Raw genomic sequence first — 15,868 nt, 5'->3', positions numbered from 1 at the left:
GATGAAGCCGGACAATCTGATCGAAATCCGCGACCTCAGTGTCGAATTCGTCACCGGCGAGCATCACCACCGGGTGGTCAACCACGTCAGCTTCGACATCAAGCGCGGCGAAACCCTGGCGCTGGTGGGTGAAAGCGGTTCGGGCAAATCGGTCACCGCCCATTCGATCCTGCGCCTGCTGCCCTACCCGTTGGCCAGGCATCCGTCGGGCACTATCGAGTATTCACGGCAAGACCTGCTGACGCTTAAAGAGAAGACCCTGCGGCATATACGCGGCAATCGGATTGCGATGATCTTCCAGGAGCCGATGACCTCGTTGAACCCGCTGCACTCCATCGAAAAACAGATCAACGAGGTGCTCGGCCTGCACAAGGGCCTGACCGGCAAGGTCGCCACCCAGCGCACGTTGGAATTGCTGGAGCTGGTGGGTATCCCCGAACCGCACAAACGCCTCAAGGCCCTGCCCCATGAGCTGTCCGGCGGCCAGCGCCAGCGGGTGATGATCGCCATGGCCCTGGCCAACGAGCCGGAGTTGTTGATTGCCGACGAGCCGACCACGGCGCTGGATGTCACCGTGCAGTTGAAGATCCTGGAATTGCTCAAGGAGCTGCAGGCGCGGCTGGGCATGGCCCTGCTGCTGATCAGCCACGACCTCAACCTGGTACGGCGCATCGCCCATCGTGTGTGTGTGATGCAGCAAGGTTGCATCGTTGAACAGGCCGATTGCGAGACACTGTTCCAGTCGCCCCAGCATCCCTACACCCAGGAATTGCTCGCGGCGGAGCCCAGTGGTGGGCCAGCCAACAATGATGTCGGCCCTCCGCTGCTGGAAGTGGACGACCTGAAAGTCTGGTTTCCGATCAAGAAAGGCTTTTTGCGCAATACCGTCGATTACGTCAAGGCTGTGGACGGCATCAACTTCAGCCTGCCCCAGGGCCAAACCCTGGGCATCGTTGGCGAAAGTGGCTCGGGCAAGTCCACCTTGGGCCTGGCAATTTTGCGCCTGATCGGCAGCCAGGGCGGGATTCGCTTCGAAGGCCAGCAACTGGACCGCCTCAGCCAACAGCAGGTGCGCCCGTTGCGCCGGGAAATGCAGGTGGTGTTCCAGGACCCGTTCGGCAGCCTGAGCCCGCGCATGTGCGTCAGCGAGATCGTTGGCGAAGGCCTGCGTATCCACAAGATGGGCACGCCCGCCGAACAGGAAGCGGCGATTATCGCGGCGCTCAAGGAAGTGGGCCTGGACCCCGAATCCCGGCATCGCTACCCCCATGAATTTTCCGGCGGCCAGCGCCAACGCATCGCTATCGCCCGAGCGCTGGTGCTCAAGCCGCGCCTGATCCTGCTGGACGAACCCACCTCGGCCCTGGACCGCACGGTACAGCGCCAGGTGGTAGAGTTGCTGCGCGGTTTGCAGGCCAAGTACAACCTGACCTACCTGTTTATCAGCCATGACCTGGCAGTGGTGAAGGCGCTGAGTCACCAGTTGATGGTGGTCAAGCAAGGCCAGGTGGTGGAGCAAGGCGATGCCCAGGCTATTTTTGCTGACCCGCAACATGCCTATACCCGGCAGTTGCTCAAGGCGGCTTTTTTGGTGCCGGCCTGACGGCACGCGGGTGCAAATGCAGGAGAAATAACGCCATGTCGCTCAGCCCAATCGCCCGTCCCGCAGACACGCCGCGCTTCTGGCGCGACGAACGCCTGCCGTTCATCGAAGCGCGCACCATCGCCGACGGGCGCAAGGTCACCTACACCCGGCACGCCCATGAGCATTTTTCCATCGGTGCGATCACCACCGGCTGCAGCTATTACCACTACGGCGCGCGCACCTTCGAAATCAGCGCCGGCACCGTGGTGCTGATGAACCCAGGCGATGTGCATGCGTGCAACCCCATCCATGACCAGCCCTGGTCCTACCACATGCTGTACCTGGACACGCCCTGGCTGACCGACCTGCAATACCAGCTGGGGTTCAGTACCGACCAGGGCTACCGGCCATTCGACACGCCCCATACCCGCGACGCCACGCTGTACCACGGCTTGCTCGACCTGTACCGCACGCTAGTGGATGAACAGGCCGAACTGCTGCAAAAACAGAGCACGCTGGTGAGTTACTTCACCGAGGTGCAACAGCGTCTGAACCCTTCGTTGGCACCGGTACGCGAGGTCAACCACAAACTCGAACGCGCCGCCGACTACATCCGCGCTTACTGCACTCTGGCCTTGAAACTCGAAGACATCTGCCAGGCGGCCGACCTGTCGCCGTCTTACCTGATCCGCGCGTTCAAGCAGTATTACGGCTTGACGCCCCACGCTTTCATGGTCAACCGACGCATCCAGTTTGCCCGCAGCCAACTGCGCAATGGCGCACTGATTGCCGACGTCGCCCTGGCCGCGGGCTTTGCCGACCAGGCGCACTTCCAGCGCACCTTCAAACAACACTTCGCGGCCACGCCGGGGCAATACCGCGAGAACCTCAAGCCATCAGCAAATAACCCACACTGGCCACCAGCAACGCGGCCATTGAGCGGTTGAACAGCCGTACACCTTTGGGGTTGTTCAAGTAGCGGCGTAAAAACGTCCCCGCATACACCCAGCACGCCACCGACAGGTAGCAGATCACCAGGTAAAGCGCGGCAAACAACCACACCTGCGCCGCATCGCCATCAGCCACAAACAACCCCATGCCTGCCACACACGCCAGCCAGGCTTTCGGGTTGAGCCACTGCATGATCGCGCCATACAGCATCGACGGCGCGGTGTCGGTACCGTCAGCGTCCAGCCGACCATCGTCCACGGCGAGTTTCCACGCCATGTACAACAGGAACGCGACTCCGCCCCAGCGGATCAATTGGATCAGTATCGGCCAGCGCACCAGCACTTCATGCAGCCCCAGGCCGATCAGTATCAACAACAAGGTGAAACCTACGGCGGCGCCCAACACATGTTTCTGGCTGGCGACAAAACCGAAACGCGCGCCGGCACTTAAAGCAACCACATTGACGGGGCCGGGCGTGATGGACGTGGCCAGGGCAAAAGCGGCCATGGAGAGGATCAAGCTCATTACAGTTCCTTGTGTGATGCCAACGATGTTGAGATCACGGTAACGCGCCGGGCGATGAGCGTATTGAACAAAATGCCCCTGGGCGCTTCAGAAACGAACGCTGATCTGATGGATGCCCCCACGATCAAACTATGGGAGCTGGCTTCCACATTGGTCATGCATCGCCCAAAGGATCTACGCCTGGCACCGGTCCCCAGTGGGAGCGGGCTTGCCCGCGAAGGCGGCGTGTCAGCCACTGCATCTTTAACTGAACCACCGCTTTCGCAGGCAAGCCAGCTCCCACATTTGGATCGTGGGGCGTCGCGGGAGCAAGCGCCCTCGCCACAGGTACAGCGCGTGGCCACTTGGAGGGGATGACACCGCCTCACCCTTGGTATCCTGCCACTCCAACCCACAGGGACCCGTGCGCATGCAAATCAACCCAGCCTTTATCCTTCACCAGACCGAGCACTGGCAGCTCAACCACCACCTGACCTCGAAGCTGCCCGGTTACTTGATGCTGGGCGCCAGGGCGCCGATTGACGCCCTCCCCGACATGCCTGAAGCCGCACTGGCCGAACTGGGCGGCCTGCTCGCCAATATCCAGCGGGTGATGCAAACCCAGCTCCAGCCAAAATGGCTGTATATCAGCCGTTACGGCCATATGCCGGGCTTACCGCTGCATTTTCATTGCATTCCCGTCTATGACTGGGTAGAGCAAGCGTTCTGGCGGGACGAACGCTATCGCTCGCTGAACGCTTTCGGGACGCCCCCCCTCGAACCCATGACCGATGGCGCTGAACTGACCCTGTTCGTATGGCGCGAGTTTGGCGAGAGCCTCACCCCGCCGCCGATTCAAGGGCCAGGGATAGAGCCTGTGATCGAGCAATTGCGCGCTGCATTCAAACGGGACTCATAACCCGCAACCGCTTCACCATCGGTACACACGCCAGCACCAACCCGGACGGCGAGCGGTACACCGCCTGCTCATCGCCCACATACCCGCACGCTCTATAAAAACTCACCGCGTTCAGTGTCGCATCCAGCACAACCTGTTCAATCGCTCGCTGCTGCGCCATACGCTCCAAGTGAGCAAGCATCACTTTGCCAAACCCTCGCCCGCTGAATAGGGGCAATACAAACAAGGCTCCGATTTCATGGCTGGCAAGATCCAGCATGCCAGTGACGACTGGTTTGCCATTGAACCATCCCATGTAGAACTGTTTTTCCATCAGCGCGCCGTAGCCATCACTGGCGCGACCTCGGGTCCAGAGCGCCATTTGTTCAGCGCTATAGGCGCCAATGCATTGGCCGCGAATGGCCTCGCGACGAATCTCAAACGCACGCTCGGCGTCGTCCGGCGTGGCACGTTTTATCTCCAGCATCGCAAGCTCCTTCCGTGACCTCAAACTGCCATTAGCCCATTTGTGCTAATCGACCCTACCTCACGGCAGCGCTATATTCCGCGGCACTTCCAACGTTCTCACCCACACCGCGCATTCCGTGCGCGCGGGTTCGTTGCGCGTTGGAAAAACCAAAACAACCCCAAGGAAGAAGCACCATGAAACTCTACTCCCCTGTCACTCGCTTTGCCCTGCTGGGCGCCTTGATCATCGGCGTCGCCGGTTGCAGCAATATCAAGCCCACCGAAGATCATCTCAAGAAGCTGTCGGAAACCAATCTGGGCGAGCCGGTAAAACGTATCTCCAATGTGCGCAGCGACTCCATGACCACCTACTACGTCGCTAACACAGCCTCCGGCGAGTACAACTGCTCCGTACCCAGTGGTGCCAGCGGCGGCGCGTTCGCGATTGCCAGCTTCGGCCTGATGAAACCCGCGGCCTACTGCATGCCCAAGGGCGCCAAAGGCAATGGGTTGACGCCGTTCATGCAGTAATATTTTCCTGGCTGAGCGCTCGCAGAGTGCCGCGCAGTTCCGCAGGGCGTACCGGTTTGGACAAAATAGCTATCTGACGATCATGCAACGCGGCCTGGATTTTCTCCACGTCGTGCCCGGTAAGGATCAGCGCTGGCACCGCCCAGCCGCGTTGCTGGCGTAACTGGTCGATGCATTCGATGCCGGTGGCGTGGTTGCCCAGGTCATAGTCGGCAACGATGATGTCGCAGTCACTGACCAAACCCTGCCCCGTGGACTCGGCCTGCACTTGGCACCCCCAACGCTCCAGCAGGGCCTGGGTGGCGAGCAGCACGTTGTAGTCATCTTCCACCAGGCACACCTTAAGGCCGGTGAGCAGCCCGGCTTGGCGTGCATCGTCGCGCAAGGCCGGTTGACGCGGCGCGGTGGCCAAGGCTAGGCCATGCAGGCTTACTGAGGTGCCATGGCCGACCCGCGAACGCAGGCTCACCTGCAACCCCATCAATTGCCCCAGGCGCTTGACGATGGACAGCCCAAGGCCAACACCTTCGACGTCCTTGTCACGCAGTTGGCGCACGCGATAAAACTCTTCGAAGACCTTTGACAGATGCTCCTTGGCAATCCCCCGCCCCTGGTCGTGCACCTGCACCACCACGCCGTCATCACGCATGCGCACGCCAATCAGCACCGGTCGTTGCGCCCCGTACTTGAAGCAATTGGAGAGCAGGTTCTGCACCATGGTCGCCAGCATGGCCGGATCAACCAGCACCCAGTGGGCACAGGGGCGCAGGCGCAGCTCCACGCCCGCCCAGCGAGCAGCCTCGGCGTTCTGGCGCACGAGGTCGGCAAGGAAGTCGCCCAGGTGGATCACTTGGTATTTGGGCAACAGGCGCCCGTTGTCGAGGGTGTAGAGGTCGAGAATCGAGCGGAACAATTGCGAGACGTTAAGCAGCGAGCGGTCGATATTGTCCACCAAGCGCTGTTCGTCCTCGCCCAAACGGGCTTCACGCAGGCAGGCGGTAAACAGGCCAATGGAGTGGATCGGCTGGCGCAGGTCATGGCTGGCTTGGGCGAGAAAACGGGATTTTTCCAGGTTGGCGGCGATCGCCTGCTCGGAGGCCTTGCGCGTGCGCTCCAACAGGATATGGGCATACACCGGGATCACCGTGCTGGTGATCATCAGCATCAGCACCATGAATGGTTGTGCCTGCCACAGCGGCGTGAGTTGGTACACGATCAACAGCGCCAGCAACGCCAGCCCCGTCGCAATTGCCAGGTAGCGCGAACCGTAGCGCATGCCGTTGCCCAGGTTCACCCAGACCATCACCGCATACAGCGGCAATGCCGCCTCACCGCCTACCACCAGGCCGAACGAAGTGCCCGTGTAGTCGTGGATCATGCCAAAGATCCGCCGCGCCGGATAATGCCCGGGCCAGCGTGCGATCACTTGGCGAAGCACGATGGACGCCAGCAGGAACAGAAAGATATAGAGGATCACCGGCAGGTAGGTGTCCAGCGATTGCCCAGGTAGGAAACCCAGCAGGCTTATATACACAATGGCGATGGTGGCCACCACAATGCGCAGGTTAGCCTGATCGAGTTCGGAGTTGGTCTCAAGACTCATCGTCATATCCCTGACCTATCATCTGTAGGAGCGAGCTTGCTCGCGAAAAACGTCAACGATAACGCGTTTGACCTGGAAGTACCCGGCGCCCGTGCGTGCTTCGCGAGCAAGCCCGCTCCTACACCGACGGTAAATAAATTAGCATGCCTCGACACAACCTTGCCCCAGGAAGGAGCTCGCCATGACCGGCCGAATCATCATCGCCGACGACCACCCCATGTTTCGCGAAGGCATGACGCGCACCGTGCAGCGCCTGCTGCCGGGCGCGGTGGTGCAGGAGGCCGGCGACCTGGCCACGGTGAATGCGTTGCTGTGCGAAGCGGGCGAGGTCGATACCTTGATCCTCGATTTGCGCTTTCCCGGCCTGACCTGCATCAGCCAACTGGCCGAACTGCGCCAGCAACTGAAGCGCACCACCTTGGTCCTGGTGTCGATGGTCGATGACCCCGCGCTGATCGAACAGGTCATGGCCTTGGGCGCCGACGGTTTTATCGGCAAGAACATCGCCCCGGACGAGATCGGCCAGGCGCTGCTGGCGATCCGCGAAGGCGAAGTGCTGGTCAAATTCGCCCCTTCAGGCCTGCTGCCCCTCGACACCCACACCCTCACCACCCGCCAGCAGGAAGTGCTGCGCCTGATTGCCCAGGGCAAGACCAACAAGGAAATTGCCAAGGCCCTGAATATCTCGCCGTTTACCGTACGTATCCATGTGTCGTCATTGTTGCGCAGCCTGAATGTCCCCTCGCGCGCTGCAGCTGCGGTGAAGTATTCCGGCGAGTTCTAGGCGATTGCACGGCTCAACGCTGCGCGGGAATACGAATACCGCCCCCACGGCATTGGCTTTTCACACTGCGCGGGCAACCGGCAAAGGCCAGGTCCTTGGTCAGGCACACCCGTACCTCCGACAACACCTTTCCCTTGCAGATCACCGCCATCCCGTGGTTACCCATACGCGGGTTGCTCGCGCGAAACAGCGCCTCGATCTCACTGGCCGGCAATGACGGCGGCGTATTAAACGGTTGCAACTGCTGCGGGATGGCGACCGCACCGAGCGCTACATCGGTCTTCTCCAGATATTCCAACGGTTCGAGCCCACTGCAGGTGCCATGCGTGGTCCACTCATGCTTGAGCAGCGCGCGGGTGGGAAACAGCGCAGCGCCCTTGTCCATTTCTACCTCGCTCAAGCGCGTCTGCGGCGTACAGGACGCCGGCCACCCTCCCCGCGCGTATTGCGGCCACAAACCGTGCAGCACAAAGCCGTAGCCCTTACCCGAGCATTGCTCGTTGCCTGGGTGCGTCAGGCAAAACGTGGGTGACCACGATAACGACAGCACATAGAAATCAAACTCGCCCGACTGCCCTTGGCTGCGTGGCGCCGCCGTTGTCGCGGTGGCGATCAGCAGCCACACCACCATCCAGTATTTCATCCCGGTATTCCTTTAAAAGAGTGAAGCCTTACGCTATTGCCACGACTAGGGATGCTGGGAATAACGGTGTAACACCTTGTCCAGGATGATATCGGTCTTCAGCGCTTCGATGGCCAGCGACGGATGCTCGGCCTCGCCACGAATATGCGCGTTCATGTTCAGGACATGGTGCCATTGAATATGGGTGTGACACGGCACCTCTAACACCTCGGTGGTCTCGCCTTCAAGACGCAGCGGCTGGTCGTCGAACACCGAAAATTGAATACGGCCGCGACTGCCGATCAGTTCGACCCGGTCTTCGCGGCGGTCCGCCACAAAATTCCAGCAGCCCATGCCCAATGCACCGCTGGCAAATGTCCAGCAGGCCGTCACTGCGTCTTCTGCCGCGTAGCGTCCTGCCTGTCGTGCGGAAAAGCCTGAGACCTCGACGATGTCCCCGGCCAGGTACTGGAACAGGTCGAACCCATGGCTGGCCAGGTCAGCAAAGTAGCCGCCACCGGCAATGGCCGGGTCGGTGCGCCAATTGCTGGCGTCGGTGTCTGTAACGGCAGCGGGTTTGCACAAGGTCCAGGTCAGGTGACGCAACTCACCGATACGGCCTTCCTGCAGCCAGGTGCGCACTTGCTGAAAGCGTGGCAATGAACGCCGGTAGTAGGAGACAAACAGATGCAGCCCGGCGCGCTCGAATGTGCGCTGCATCAACGCGCTCTGTTCAGCATTCAGCGACATCGGCTTTTCGACGCAGCAATGCTTGCCCGCCGCCGCCACCCTCAAGGCGTATTCAAGATGGCTGTCGGGTGGCGTGGCGATGTAGACCGCATCCACCTCGGGGTCGTCGATCAAGGCCTGGGCATCGGTATAACAACGGGCAATACCATGGCGCGCCGCGTAATCGCGCACCGCCTCGGCACGCCGCCCCATCACGGCGACCAAGGCCGAACCTGGCGCTTTATAGAAAGCCGGTCCACTCTTCAATTCAGTGACACTGCCACAGCCGATCATGCCCCAGCGTATGGTCTTCATCTAATGTCCTCGGTCGTATTCGTCAATCGGGCAGTATCCACATACCGGCCCTGGCGCGCCATAACCACTTAGCATGACAATTGCATTACACTTTTATGACACTCATTCGGCGCGGGGGCACATTCGATGAAAATTAGGGCAACCGTCATTTGCGAACATGAGGGGCATATCCTCTTCGTGCGCAAGGCCAGATCAAAATGGGCATTGCCCGGCGGGAAAGTCGAAGCGCACGAGCGCCCTGTCGGCGCGGCGGAACGCGAACTGGAAGAAGAAACCGGGTTAAACGTGGACGGCTTGCTGTACCTGCAAGAGCTCAAGGCCCGCGACACCGTCCACCATGTGTTTGAGGCCTCGGTGGTCAATATCGACGAGGCACGGCCGTGCAATGAGATTGTCGATTGCCAGTGGTATGCCTACAGCGCCCTGGACGAGCTGGACACCACAGACGCCACCCGCCACATCGTCAAATCCTTCCTGCGGCGCCTCTGACGCCCTGGACAGCCGCTAACCCACCGCCGCGAACCCGCGGCGCCCGGCCTTTATCTCGGCACGCAACTCACCAATCAGGTTGGCGATGGCACGGATGCTGTCCAGGCCCTCGGGCGATACGCGGGTCAGCAGCAAGTCGACACGACCGGACGCAGGCTCGAACACGCTGATGCGCAGTGAGCCGTCGCTGTTAAGGCAGCACTCACACGCAAGCGGCAGGAAGCCTGAAGCCATGATGCGGTTGAATTCGGTGATGGAAATCATGATCAGCCCCCCGTCCCTGGGTTCTACCCGATTGAGGTGATGCAAGCAGCATAGATAAGGTTTTGCCGGCCACCGGACATTTAATGCAACAGTGTTAACCAGCCCTCACTTTGTCGGGCGTAACCGGCCATGAACGACAGGCCGAGATTAAATCGCGGGCAAAAAAAATCCCAAGTAGCTGATGGAAACTTGGGATTTAAAAATGCATAAACCGTGGGAGGTGAACGCCCGGCTATAGTAGCGATTGTAAAAACATGTAACAAGATTATTTTAATCCTTTCGTCGGATTGAAAGCGTCGTAAGTCATTCAATAACCACATGTTTTTTAAGGTGGAAGGCGGCAGTCATGCTACTTTTTGGTGCAAGTAACGGTTATAAACCCACGTATAAAAAAGGGTTATTAATCCGGTGCCGTACTTTTAAGTAATTGTTCACTTAATTGCTTGCACGTTTCTTGAAGGGCCTCACGACTCGAAGCGGTGGCGCCCACCACAGCCTCCAGGTGACGACACAGCGCCAAACGTTCAGCGGCTTCTTCACGTTGGCGGTCGACCTTGGCGTTGAGCTGAACAAAATAGAACCCCAGTAACACGGCGACAACCAGCACGCCCGCCGCGAAGTAGCGCAAGCTGTTGGACGATGAAGGCGCTGGGGCATTCATGGCCTTATGGCGCCCTGCTCTTTTCATAACGCACATCATCTCCATCGACCGGGCCCACGACAGACCAGCCCAGGCGCTGATAGAACCCATTGGCCCGGATCTCATCACGCCCATCAGTCACCAGGTACGCCGTGTCGTGGCGCTCAAACAGGGCCGCCTCGGCCACCGCCATCAGTTGACGGCCCAGGCCAAGCTTCTCGTGGGATGGCAGCACGAACATCGCGAACACTTCACCTTCATCCAGGTCGACCATGGAAAACCCCGCCGCCTGGCCGTCCACTTCCGCGATCCAGCCACAAGGTGCTGCGCGCAACGTGTCGCTCAATACCTGCGGGGTAATCCCCAGGCCAGCCATCTGTTCAAGGCTCAGGTGGTTTTGCACCACCGAGGTGCGAATCGCGCACAGCGTGTCGACGTCATCAGGTGTTGCCGTTCGAATCAGTACTTGCATACCGGCCTCCATGAAGAAGTGCGCAATTGTATGCAAATACTCACACGGGGTTTGTCGTGGTTTTGTAAACAGCTCTTTGAAGAGCTGCGATTGACACTACCCTCACCACCTCCATATCTTTTTTAACGGGATTCACCATGCCCCCTGTTCGTGGCATGGACGACCTTCAAACTATCAGTGCGTTACCGTTTGTCGCCACTGTCAATTCTGACAGCTAGACGCCCATCCCCTTCAAGCGTCTGATTTCCTTGTTCCATAGCCGTCCAGGCCCCAGCCAAGGAGTTCAGCCATGTCCAAATTACATGCCCCCGAGGAGCGCTTTCCGGTAGCGCGAAGCTCATCCACTCCCCGCAATGATCTCGACCCGCCGGCCTACTCGAACCCGGTTCTCAACGTGGTTGGGGCTGACAGGGGCCTAGGCGTGCGGCATCTCGATACTTATCTATATGTAACCATTTTGCGCTGGATTAATTTGCAAGCGGGTGATACCTGCGAGTACTTCCACGGCAGCCGTACGTTGCGCCTGGGCTTTCACACCGTCAAACCAGAGGAAACAGGCAAAAACTTTTTTCAACTGGCCATCAACGAGGAAAGTATACCGCGGGGGCTATCCTTTCCTGTGTTTGTACGCGTTGTCCGTAATGGCTCTGGCACGCCAAGTACCTCAGATGAGCTGACTGTCTTCGTCAAGGACACGCGACCTGGCCTGGATGAACAGCCCGGGCTGGGGTACCACGACAAATTGCTGCTCAGCTTGCCGGACGACCTCGCAGCGCCCGGCGCAGTCTTGACTCCGGAGCGCGCCGCCCAAGGCGTAGTGTTCACGCTCGATTACCCCGGTAAACGTGTGCGAGACAAGATTCTTTTGTATTGGGACACGATCGCGCAGGTGGTGGTTTTCCAACTCGATGACGACCACGCCAGCGGGGCAAAGCCGATTGAAGTGGAAGTTCCGGCAAGCGTCATCGGCACCGGCAGCGGCCTCCTACCGATACGTTATCAGGTGCTCGATGAAGTGGAAAACCGCTCCGGGCATGTCGAGCACTTTTCTCAGGCCGTGCATGTACAGGCCGAGCTTGACCCCAGCCTGCTCAGGCGGGCGCGCTTCCTCGTCGGCTCCACCTCGGTCACCTCGGTCAATTATGATCAGGATGCAGGGAAATTCTTTGCTGTTCAGGTAGTCACGCCTTTTCAGCTTCCGGATGGCCGTTTTGTCCCGGCGAATACTCGCGTCATTGCAACCTTGAGTGGTACTCACGCCGATGAGTCAACGTTTGAACTCGATCTGACCGATCAGCGCGCGGACCCGGGTTGGCCGACTTCGTTTCCTGTCGATGACGACATCATCAAACAATTGATCCAAGGCTCGATGAAGATCACCTGGCGGCTTGAGTTCCCGCTGGGCACCTTACTGGCCACGTCCCAATCCCTGACGATCCTGATCTCTGGCACGATTGCGGACATGCCGGCAGTCACGGTGGTGCAGGCCGATGCCGGCTTGATTGACCCCGAAGAGCCTTACATCACCATTAATTATCCGAACCCGGCCTATACGCCCTACGATCCGGATAATCTGGTCAGGCTGCGGATGGAGGCTGTTCTACCGGGTGGCGGGCTCGTTGAATACGAACAACGCCATAACGCAGGTGCTCCACCACCGCCCACCCGTTTTCGTACCGTAACCCAAGCCAACTTCACTCGATTTATCGGGCTGGGTTATGTGCGGGTTTTCTACACGGTAGACGACGGCCTCATGCGGGCATTGGGTACAGGGACGCAGGCCATCCGCGAGTCAGAGTCGACGTATGTGCGGTTCGGCGAGCGTATTGCCGAAATGCCAAGACCGGAAATCGACCGGGTCGATGAGGACGACAACCTAGACCCAGATGACTTGTTTGGCCAGCTCGACATCACGCTGCCCTACGCTGAAACTTACGATGGCGATGTCTTTACATGGCGCCTGACAGGGACGGCTGTGGACGGCAGCACCCAGGGTGACATCCGCCTGAATCCCGCCACCGCAGGAAGTCCAGTGCACTTTTCGCTGGATCGGCACTACGCCGACGCCAACCTGGGCGGCGTGATTCGCTTGAGCTATTCAATGATCCCCGCGAATGGTGGGCGCACCCTGCGCTCTGAAATACTCGAAGTGACTGTCGGTAAGGCGCTGGGTGACCTGCCTTGCCCGGAAGTGCTCGAAGCATCCAAAGCCCCCGACCAATTGGCACCGGAAGCGGTTACCGCCGGTGCGACCATTCGGGTCACCTTCGCGCAGATGCTACCGACCGACCGTATCCGAGCGTGCTGGACCGGCATTCCCGACATCGGCAGCCACTGTGAAACCCAAGACGGCAACACCCGTAAAACCGTGGACTTCACCGTCCCGCCTGAAGTCGTGGGCGCCAATATTGCGCCATTTGGCCAACGGATCAACGTGCAATACTTCCTCATACGTAACGGACGAGAAACACCTTCTCCAATCCTCGACCTGCTGCTGCTCAACCTGACCACCTTGCCGATCCCGACCATCGAAGGGATTGGGGACGCCCCGGTGCTCGAGACCTCCAAGTTGAATGGAACCGAGCGCACGATGATCAATATCTGGCACTTCATTCATCGGGCTCAGCGCATCTGGATGGAGTACAGCGGCACCTATGACACCGTTCCAGAGACGCCATACTTCGAGGCCACCTACACCAACAACCTCGTGACCGAAGAAGGCGAACGCACTGGAATCCTGCCACCGACCCCCGTGGACGAACTGCGCAAGCTCAAGGATGGAACGCTATTAACCATCCGTTTCTGGGTCTGCTTTGACCGCAGTTTCAACAAGGCCAATGCGGTGTTGTTCCGCGAGCGCCACTACACCATCCAGTCCCTGCCGGGCGTATTGCCCCACCCGTTTATCAATGGCACCACCGACACCGGGCCGAACGTGACGGTGGACCCGCTGCCGATTGAGCACAATACGACGGTCACTGTTCGCTACACCGGTATGAGCAATCGGGATCGCATAACGTTTGAATGGATTTTTGCCGATGGTACCCACCATACGGCGGTCGAAAATGGGTTGGATGGGGGCACGGTGGTGTTCAACCTGACCTCGGTCAAGGTCTTGCACCGCAGTGTGAACAGTACCGTGTGCTTGAAGTATTCGGTAGAACGGCCGGGTGTGACGGTCCCGATTCCGTCACAGGTGCAGACGGTGAGGGTCGATACGATACAGCCCGCCGATTTACCACAGCCATTGATCAATAATATTGCGCCCGGTGATGTCCTAGACTTGAGAACTTTTGTCGGCGATGGGCTGGCCTCAATTATTAAATGGGCGTTAAGCGCTGCCAGGCAACGTGTATGGATCACTTGTCGCAGTGCACAGATGGCGCCGCTCGATGTTCTCACCGCGAGCGGAGAAGTCATCACCCAGCAGGAAGCTGCCAATGGGTTGAGGAACAAATCGGTAGTGCGCAGCTGGCTACAGGCTGTGCCTCGTGGTCATAACATAACAATATCGTGCGATGTGGCGTATAGCGGCGACATTGATCGTTCTAAAAGCATACCCCTGCGTTCAACCAACTACATTGTTGAGAACGCCCCCCCTATATTGGACGATATGACTGACTTCGATAATTTTAATCGCAATGGTTGGGAGCCATTGAATAGCGGTGTGCCTATTCAGGTGCAGGTATCGGGTACGGAGTTTTATCTGGTCGCGCCGACTCGATATTATTTGGGTTGCACAAAAGCGTTTCCTGGCGCAGGTGCGGGGGGATACCAGATAACGGTTAGGTATCGTCATGCGACTGCGGCAACTACCAACTATGTATGGTTACGTGGCCCTGGCGGCACCTCTCAATATTTCACCACCTCTGCGTCGAGTAGTTGGGTGACGCAAGTGATAGGGCCGGTTTATGCTGGGGAAAACATACAGCTGGATATAAGGTTTGATGGTGGCAATACCCAGCTTGACTCTATTCGTGTCCAAAAAATAAGTGTATAGCCAGAAGAGGCGCTGGTCGACAAAGCAGATCCGTATTAAGCGGATCTGCTTTTTGTGGTCTTTGGACGTTAACGTGTTTGCGTGAGTACGGCGCGGGAAACAAACCGACCATCACCACAGCACCAACGATGCGGGTGAAGGTTTAGCGGTGGGAAAACCGAGTGCGAAGTGCTATTTGCACTTTTGCGCGACTTCATCAAAGTTTTGCCCTGAAGGACATGAAAAAAGCTTTTTAAGCCATCTTCCCTGCGCTGAGCTGTATATGCACTGGTAGTATTTTCCAGGTTCATTACTCTTGAAATATCCTGCGACCGTACAGGGAGGGTCAGGCACGTTCTTTGCGGAACTTACGCCACGTTGCTCGGGATTTATTTCGGTACTGCACGCGCTCACCAGCAACGCCAGTAACAGTAACCCCGAGGTATGGGTGATGCGCCGACTTGTGGCTTTGATCTTAAGTATGCTCATGAGGTGCTCCTGTGTTGATGTGCTCCCGTATTGAGCTCCCCCAGATTTCATGCCGTCTACTGTCAAAACTACTAGGTAGAAGGGTTTTTCAGACAAAGGGTGATCCACGCTCACTCCCTGTGAGTCGGCTACAAATTACTTGCGCGCCACCTTGTAGCGCAGGCAATCCTGATAAAAGCTCTGACGAATCGCCTCGGGCTTGAGCCTTGAGCGGCTGTCATAGGTCTGCTCGGTGATGCCCATGGCCATCATGCGCATCCACGATTTGCTGAACTTGAGGGTCTGGATCTTCTGCCGGGCCGCGTACAGCGAAACGCCGGATAACTTGAGTTCCTGGGCCCTGGCGGCCGTGCCTGCGCCCCAACTGCACATGTACTTGTCACCCTCGCGCAATTCCCTGGCCTGCGCGACAGTCGCGCCGCCAGCCAGGGAGCAGGCAATCAGCATCATTCCCACAGCGCGCATTTGCATCCTCACCTAACCACCTGAAAATAAAAGTGATTTTGGCGATGATTTTGTTACAAAGGGGCCATTAAATTGCCTTA

17 protein-coding genes are annotated in these 15,868 nt (G+C 58.6%); 7 read left to right on the top strand and 10 right to left on the bottom strand.

Going from position 1 to position 15,868, the window contains the following annotated elements; genetic code table 11:
• The first annotated feature begins 1 nt into the window (after position 1).
• The gene (locus AB9N64_RS01890; RefSeq protein WP_371359919.1) at positions 2–1,603 is read left to right on the top strand and encodes an ABC transporter ATP-binding protein; all 1,602 of its coding nucleotides are present in this window, start codon (positions 2–4) and stop codon (positions 1,601–1,603) included.
• Between the two features lie 35 nt (positions 1,604–1,638).
• Positions 1,639–2,532, top strand: coding sequence for an AraC family transcriptional regulator (locus AB9N64_RS01885; protein WP_288855969.1), 894 nt, complete (start codon positions 1,639–1,641; stop codon positions 2,530–2,532).
• Here AB9N64_RS01885 and AB9N64_RS01880 read toward each other — a convergent pair.
• Positions 2,474–3,061, bottom strand: a complete 588-nt coding sequence (locus AB9N64_RS01880; RefSeq protein ID WP_019820289.1) for a LysE family translocator — start codon at positions 3,059–3,061, stop codon at positions 2,474–2,476. The two genes, AB9N64_RS01885 and AB9N64_RS01880, sit on opposite strands and share 59 nt — an antisense overlap.
• Positions 3,062–3,470: 409 nt before the next feature.
• Between AB9N64_RS01880 and AB9N64_RS01875 the strand changes: the two genes are divergently transcribed.
• Complete coding sequence (locus AB9N64_RS01875; protein ID WP_058410579.1) at positions 3,471–3,959, top strand: hypothetical protein; 489 nt, start codon at positions 3,471–3,473, stop codon at positions 3,957–3,959.
• Here the strand turns inward: AB9N64_RS01875 and AB9N64_RS01870 are convergent.
• Positions 3,943–4,425 carry a GNAT family N-acetyltransferase gene (locus tag AB9N64_RS01870; protein WP_014718249.1) on the bottom strand — a complete coding sequence of 161 codons (483 nt, stop codon included), beginning with the start codon at positions 4,423–4,425 and terminating at the stop codon, positions 3,943–3,945. The genes AB9N64_RS01875 and AB9N64_RS01870 overlap by 17 nt on opposite strands.
• A 176-nt stretch (positions 4,426–4,601) precedes the next feature.
• Here AB9N64_RS01870 and AB9N64_RS01865 point away from each other — a divergent pair, with 176 nt between their 5' ends.
• Entirely contained in the window at positions 4,602–4,937 is a 336-nt protein-coding gene (locus AB9N64_RS01865) for a hypothetical protein (RefSeq protein ID WP_014718248.1), read from the top strand.
• Here AB9N64_RS01865 and AB9N64_RS01860 read toward each other — a convergent pair.
• A complete protein-coding gene (locus AB9N64_RS01860) occupies positions 4,927–6,540 on the bottom strand; it encodes a hybrid sensor histidine kinase/response regulator (RefSeq protein WP_014718247.1) in 1,614 nt (537 codons plus the stop codon). The two genes, AB9N64_RS01865 and AB9N64_RS01860, sit on opposite strands and share 11 nt — an antisense overlap.
• Positions 6,541–6,721: 181 nt before the next feature.
• Between AB9N64_RS01860 and AB9N64_RS01855 the strand changes: the two genes are divergently transcribed.
• A complete protein-coding gene (locus AB9N64_RS01855; RefSeq protein WP_014718246.1) occupies positions 6,722–7,324 on the top strand; it encodes a response regulator transcription factor in 603 nt (200 codons plus the stop codon).
• 13 nt (positions 7,325–7,337) lie between these two features.
• Here AB9N64_RS01855 and AB9N64_RS01850 read toward each other — a convergent pair whose 3' ends face one another.
• Together AB9N64_RS01850 and AB9N64_RS01845 are read right to left on the bottom strand one after the other, a co-directional pair.
• Positions 7,338–7,967: a ribonuclease T2 gene (locus AB9N64_RS01850; protein WP_060767546.1), complete on the bottom strand. Its 630-nt coding sequence runs from the start codon at positions 7,965–7,967 to the stop codon at positions 7,338–7,340.
• Positions 7,968–8,012: 45 nt separating this feature from the next.
• Complete coding sequence (locus AB9N64_RS01845; protein WP_014718244.1) at positions 8,013–8,990, bottom strand: Gfo/Idh/MocA family protein; 978 nt, start codon at positions 8,988–8,990, stop codon at positions 8,013–8,015.
• Positions 8,991–9,116: 126 nt separating this feature from the next.
• Between AB9N64_RS01845 and AB9N64_RS01840 the strand changes: the two genes are divergently transcribed.
• A complete protein-coding gene (locus AB9N64_RS01840; protein WP_014718243.1) occupies positions 9,117–9,479 on the top strand; it encodes an NUDIX hydrolase in 363 nt (120 codons plus the stop codon).
• A gap of 15 nt (positions 9,480–9,494) precedes the next feature.
• Here the strand turns inward: AB9N64_RS01840 and AB9N64_RS01835 are convergent, their stop codons facing one another.
• The 3 genes from AB9N64_RS01835 to AB9N64_RS01825 all read right to left on the bottom strand — a co-directional run bounded on the left by AB9N64_RS01835 (position 9,495) and on the right by AB9N64_RS01825 (position 10,855).
• Positions 9,495–9,743, bottom strand: coding sequence for a DUF1652 domain-containing protein (locus AB9N64_RS01835; protein WP_014718242.1), 249 nt, complete (start codon positions 9,741–9,743; stop codon positions 9,495–9,497).
• A gap of 400 nt (positions 9,744–10,143) precedes the next feature.
• Positions 10,144–10,404 (bottom strand): hypothetical protein, encoded by a 261-nt coding sequence (locus tag AB9N64_RS01830; protein WP_019820299.1) that lies wholly within the window; start codon positions 10,402–10,404, stop codon positions 10,144–10,146.
• Positions 10,405–10,408: 4 nt separating this feature from the next.
• Positions 10,409–10,855 (bottom strand): GNAT family N-acetyltransferase, encoded by a 447-nt coding sequence (locus tag AB9N64_RS01825; RefSeq protein ID WP_014718240.1) that lies wholly within the window; start codon positions 10,853–10,855, stop codon positions 10,409–10,411.
• Positions 10,856–11,144: 289 nt separating this feature from the next.
• Here AB9N64_RS01825 and AB9N64_RS01820 point away from each other — a divergent pair, with 289 nt between their 5' ends.
• Complete coding sequence (locus AB9N64_RS01820) at positions 11,145–14,855, top strand: hypothetical protein (protein WP_371359918.1); 3,711 nt, start codon at positions 11,145–11,147, stop codon at positions 14,853–14,855.
• Positions 14,856–15,026: 171 nt separating this feature from the next.
• Here the strand turns inward: AB9N64_RS01820 and AB9N64_RS01815 are convergent, their stop codons facing one another.
• Together AB9N64_RS01815 and AB9N64_RS01810 are read right to left on the bottom strand one after the other, a co-directional pair.
• On the bottom strand, positions 15,027–15,323 hold the full coding sequence (locus AB9N64_RS01815; RefSeq protein ID WP_157720743.1) for a chitin-binding domain-containing protein: 297 nt from the start codon (positions 15,321–15,323) through the stop codon (positions 15,027–15,029).
• A gap of 135 nt (positions 15,324–15,458) precedes the next feature.
• Positions 15,459–15,788, bottom strand: coding sequence for a hypothetical protein (locus tag AB9N64_RS01810; RefSeq protein ID WP_014718238.1), 330 nt, complete (start codon positions 15,786–15,788; stop codon positions 15,459–15,461).
• Between the last annotated feature and the right edge of the window lie 80 nt (positions 15,789–15,868).

Source organism: Pseudomonas sp. KT_2_4 (assembly GCF_041410225.1).
Classification (GTDB): Bacteria; Pseudomonadota; Gammaproteobacteria; order Pseudomonadales; family Pseudomonadaceae; genus Aquipseudomonas; species Aquipseudomonas paracarnis.
This window is presented reverse-complemented; position numbering and strand designations above follow the sequence as displayed.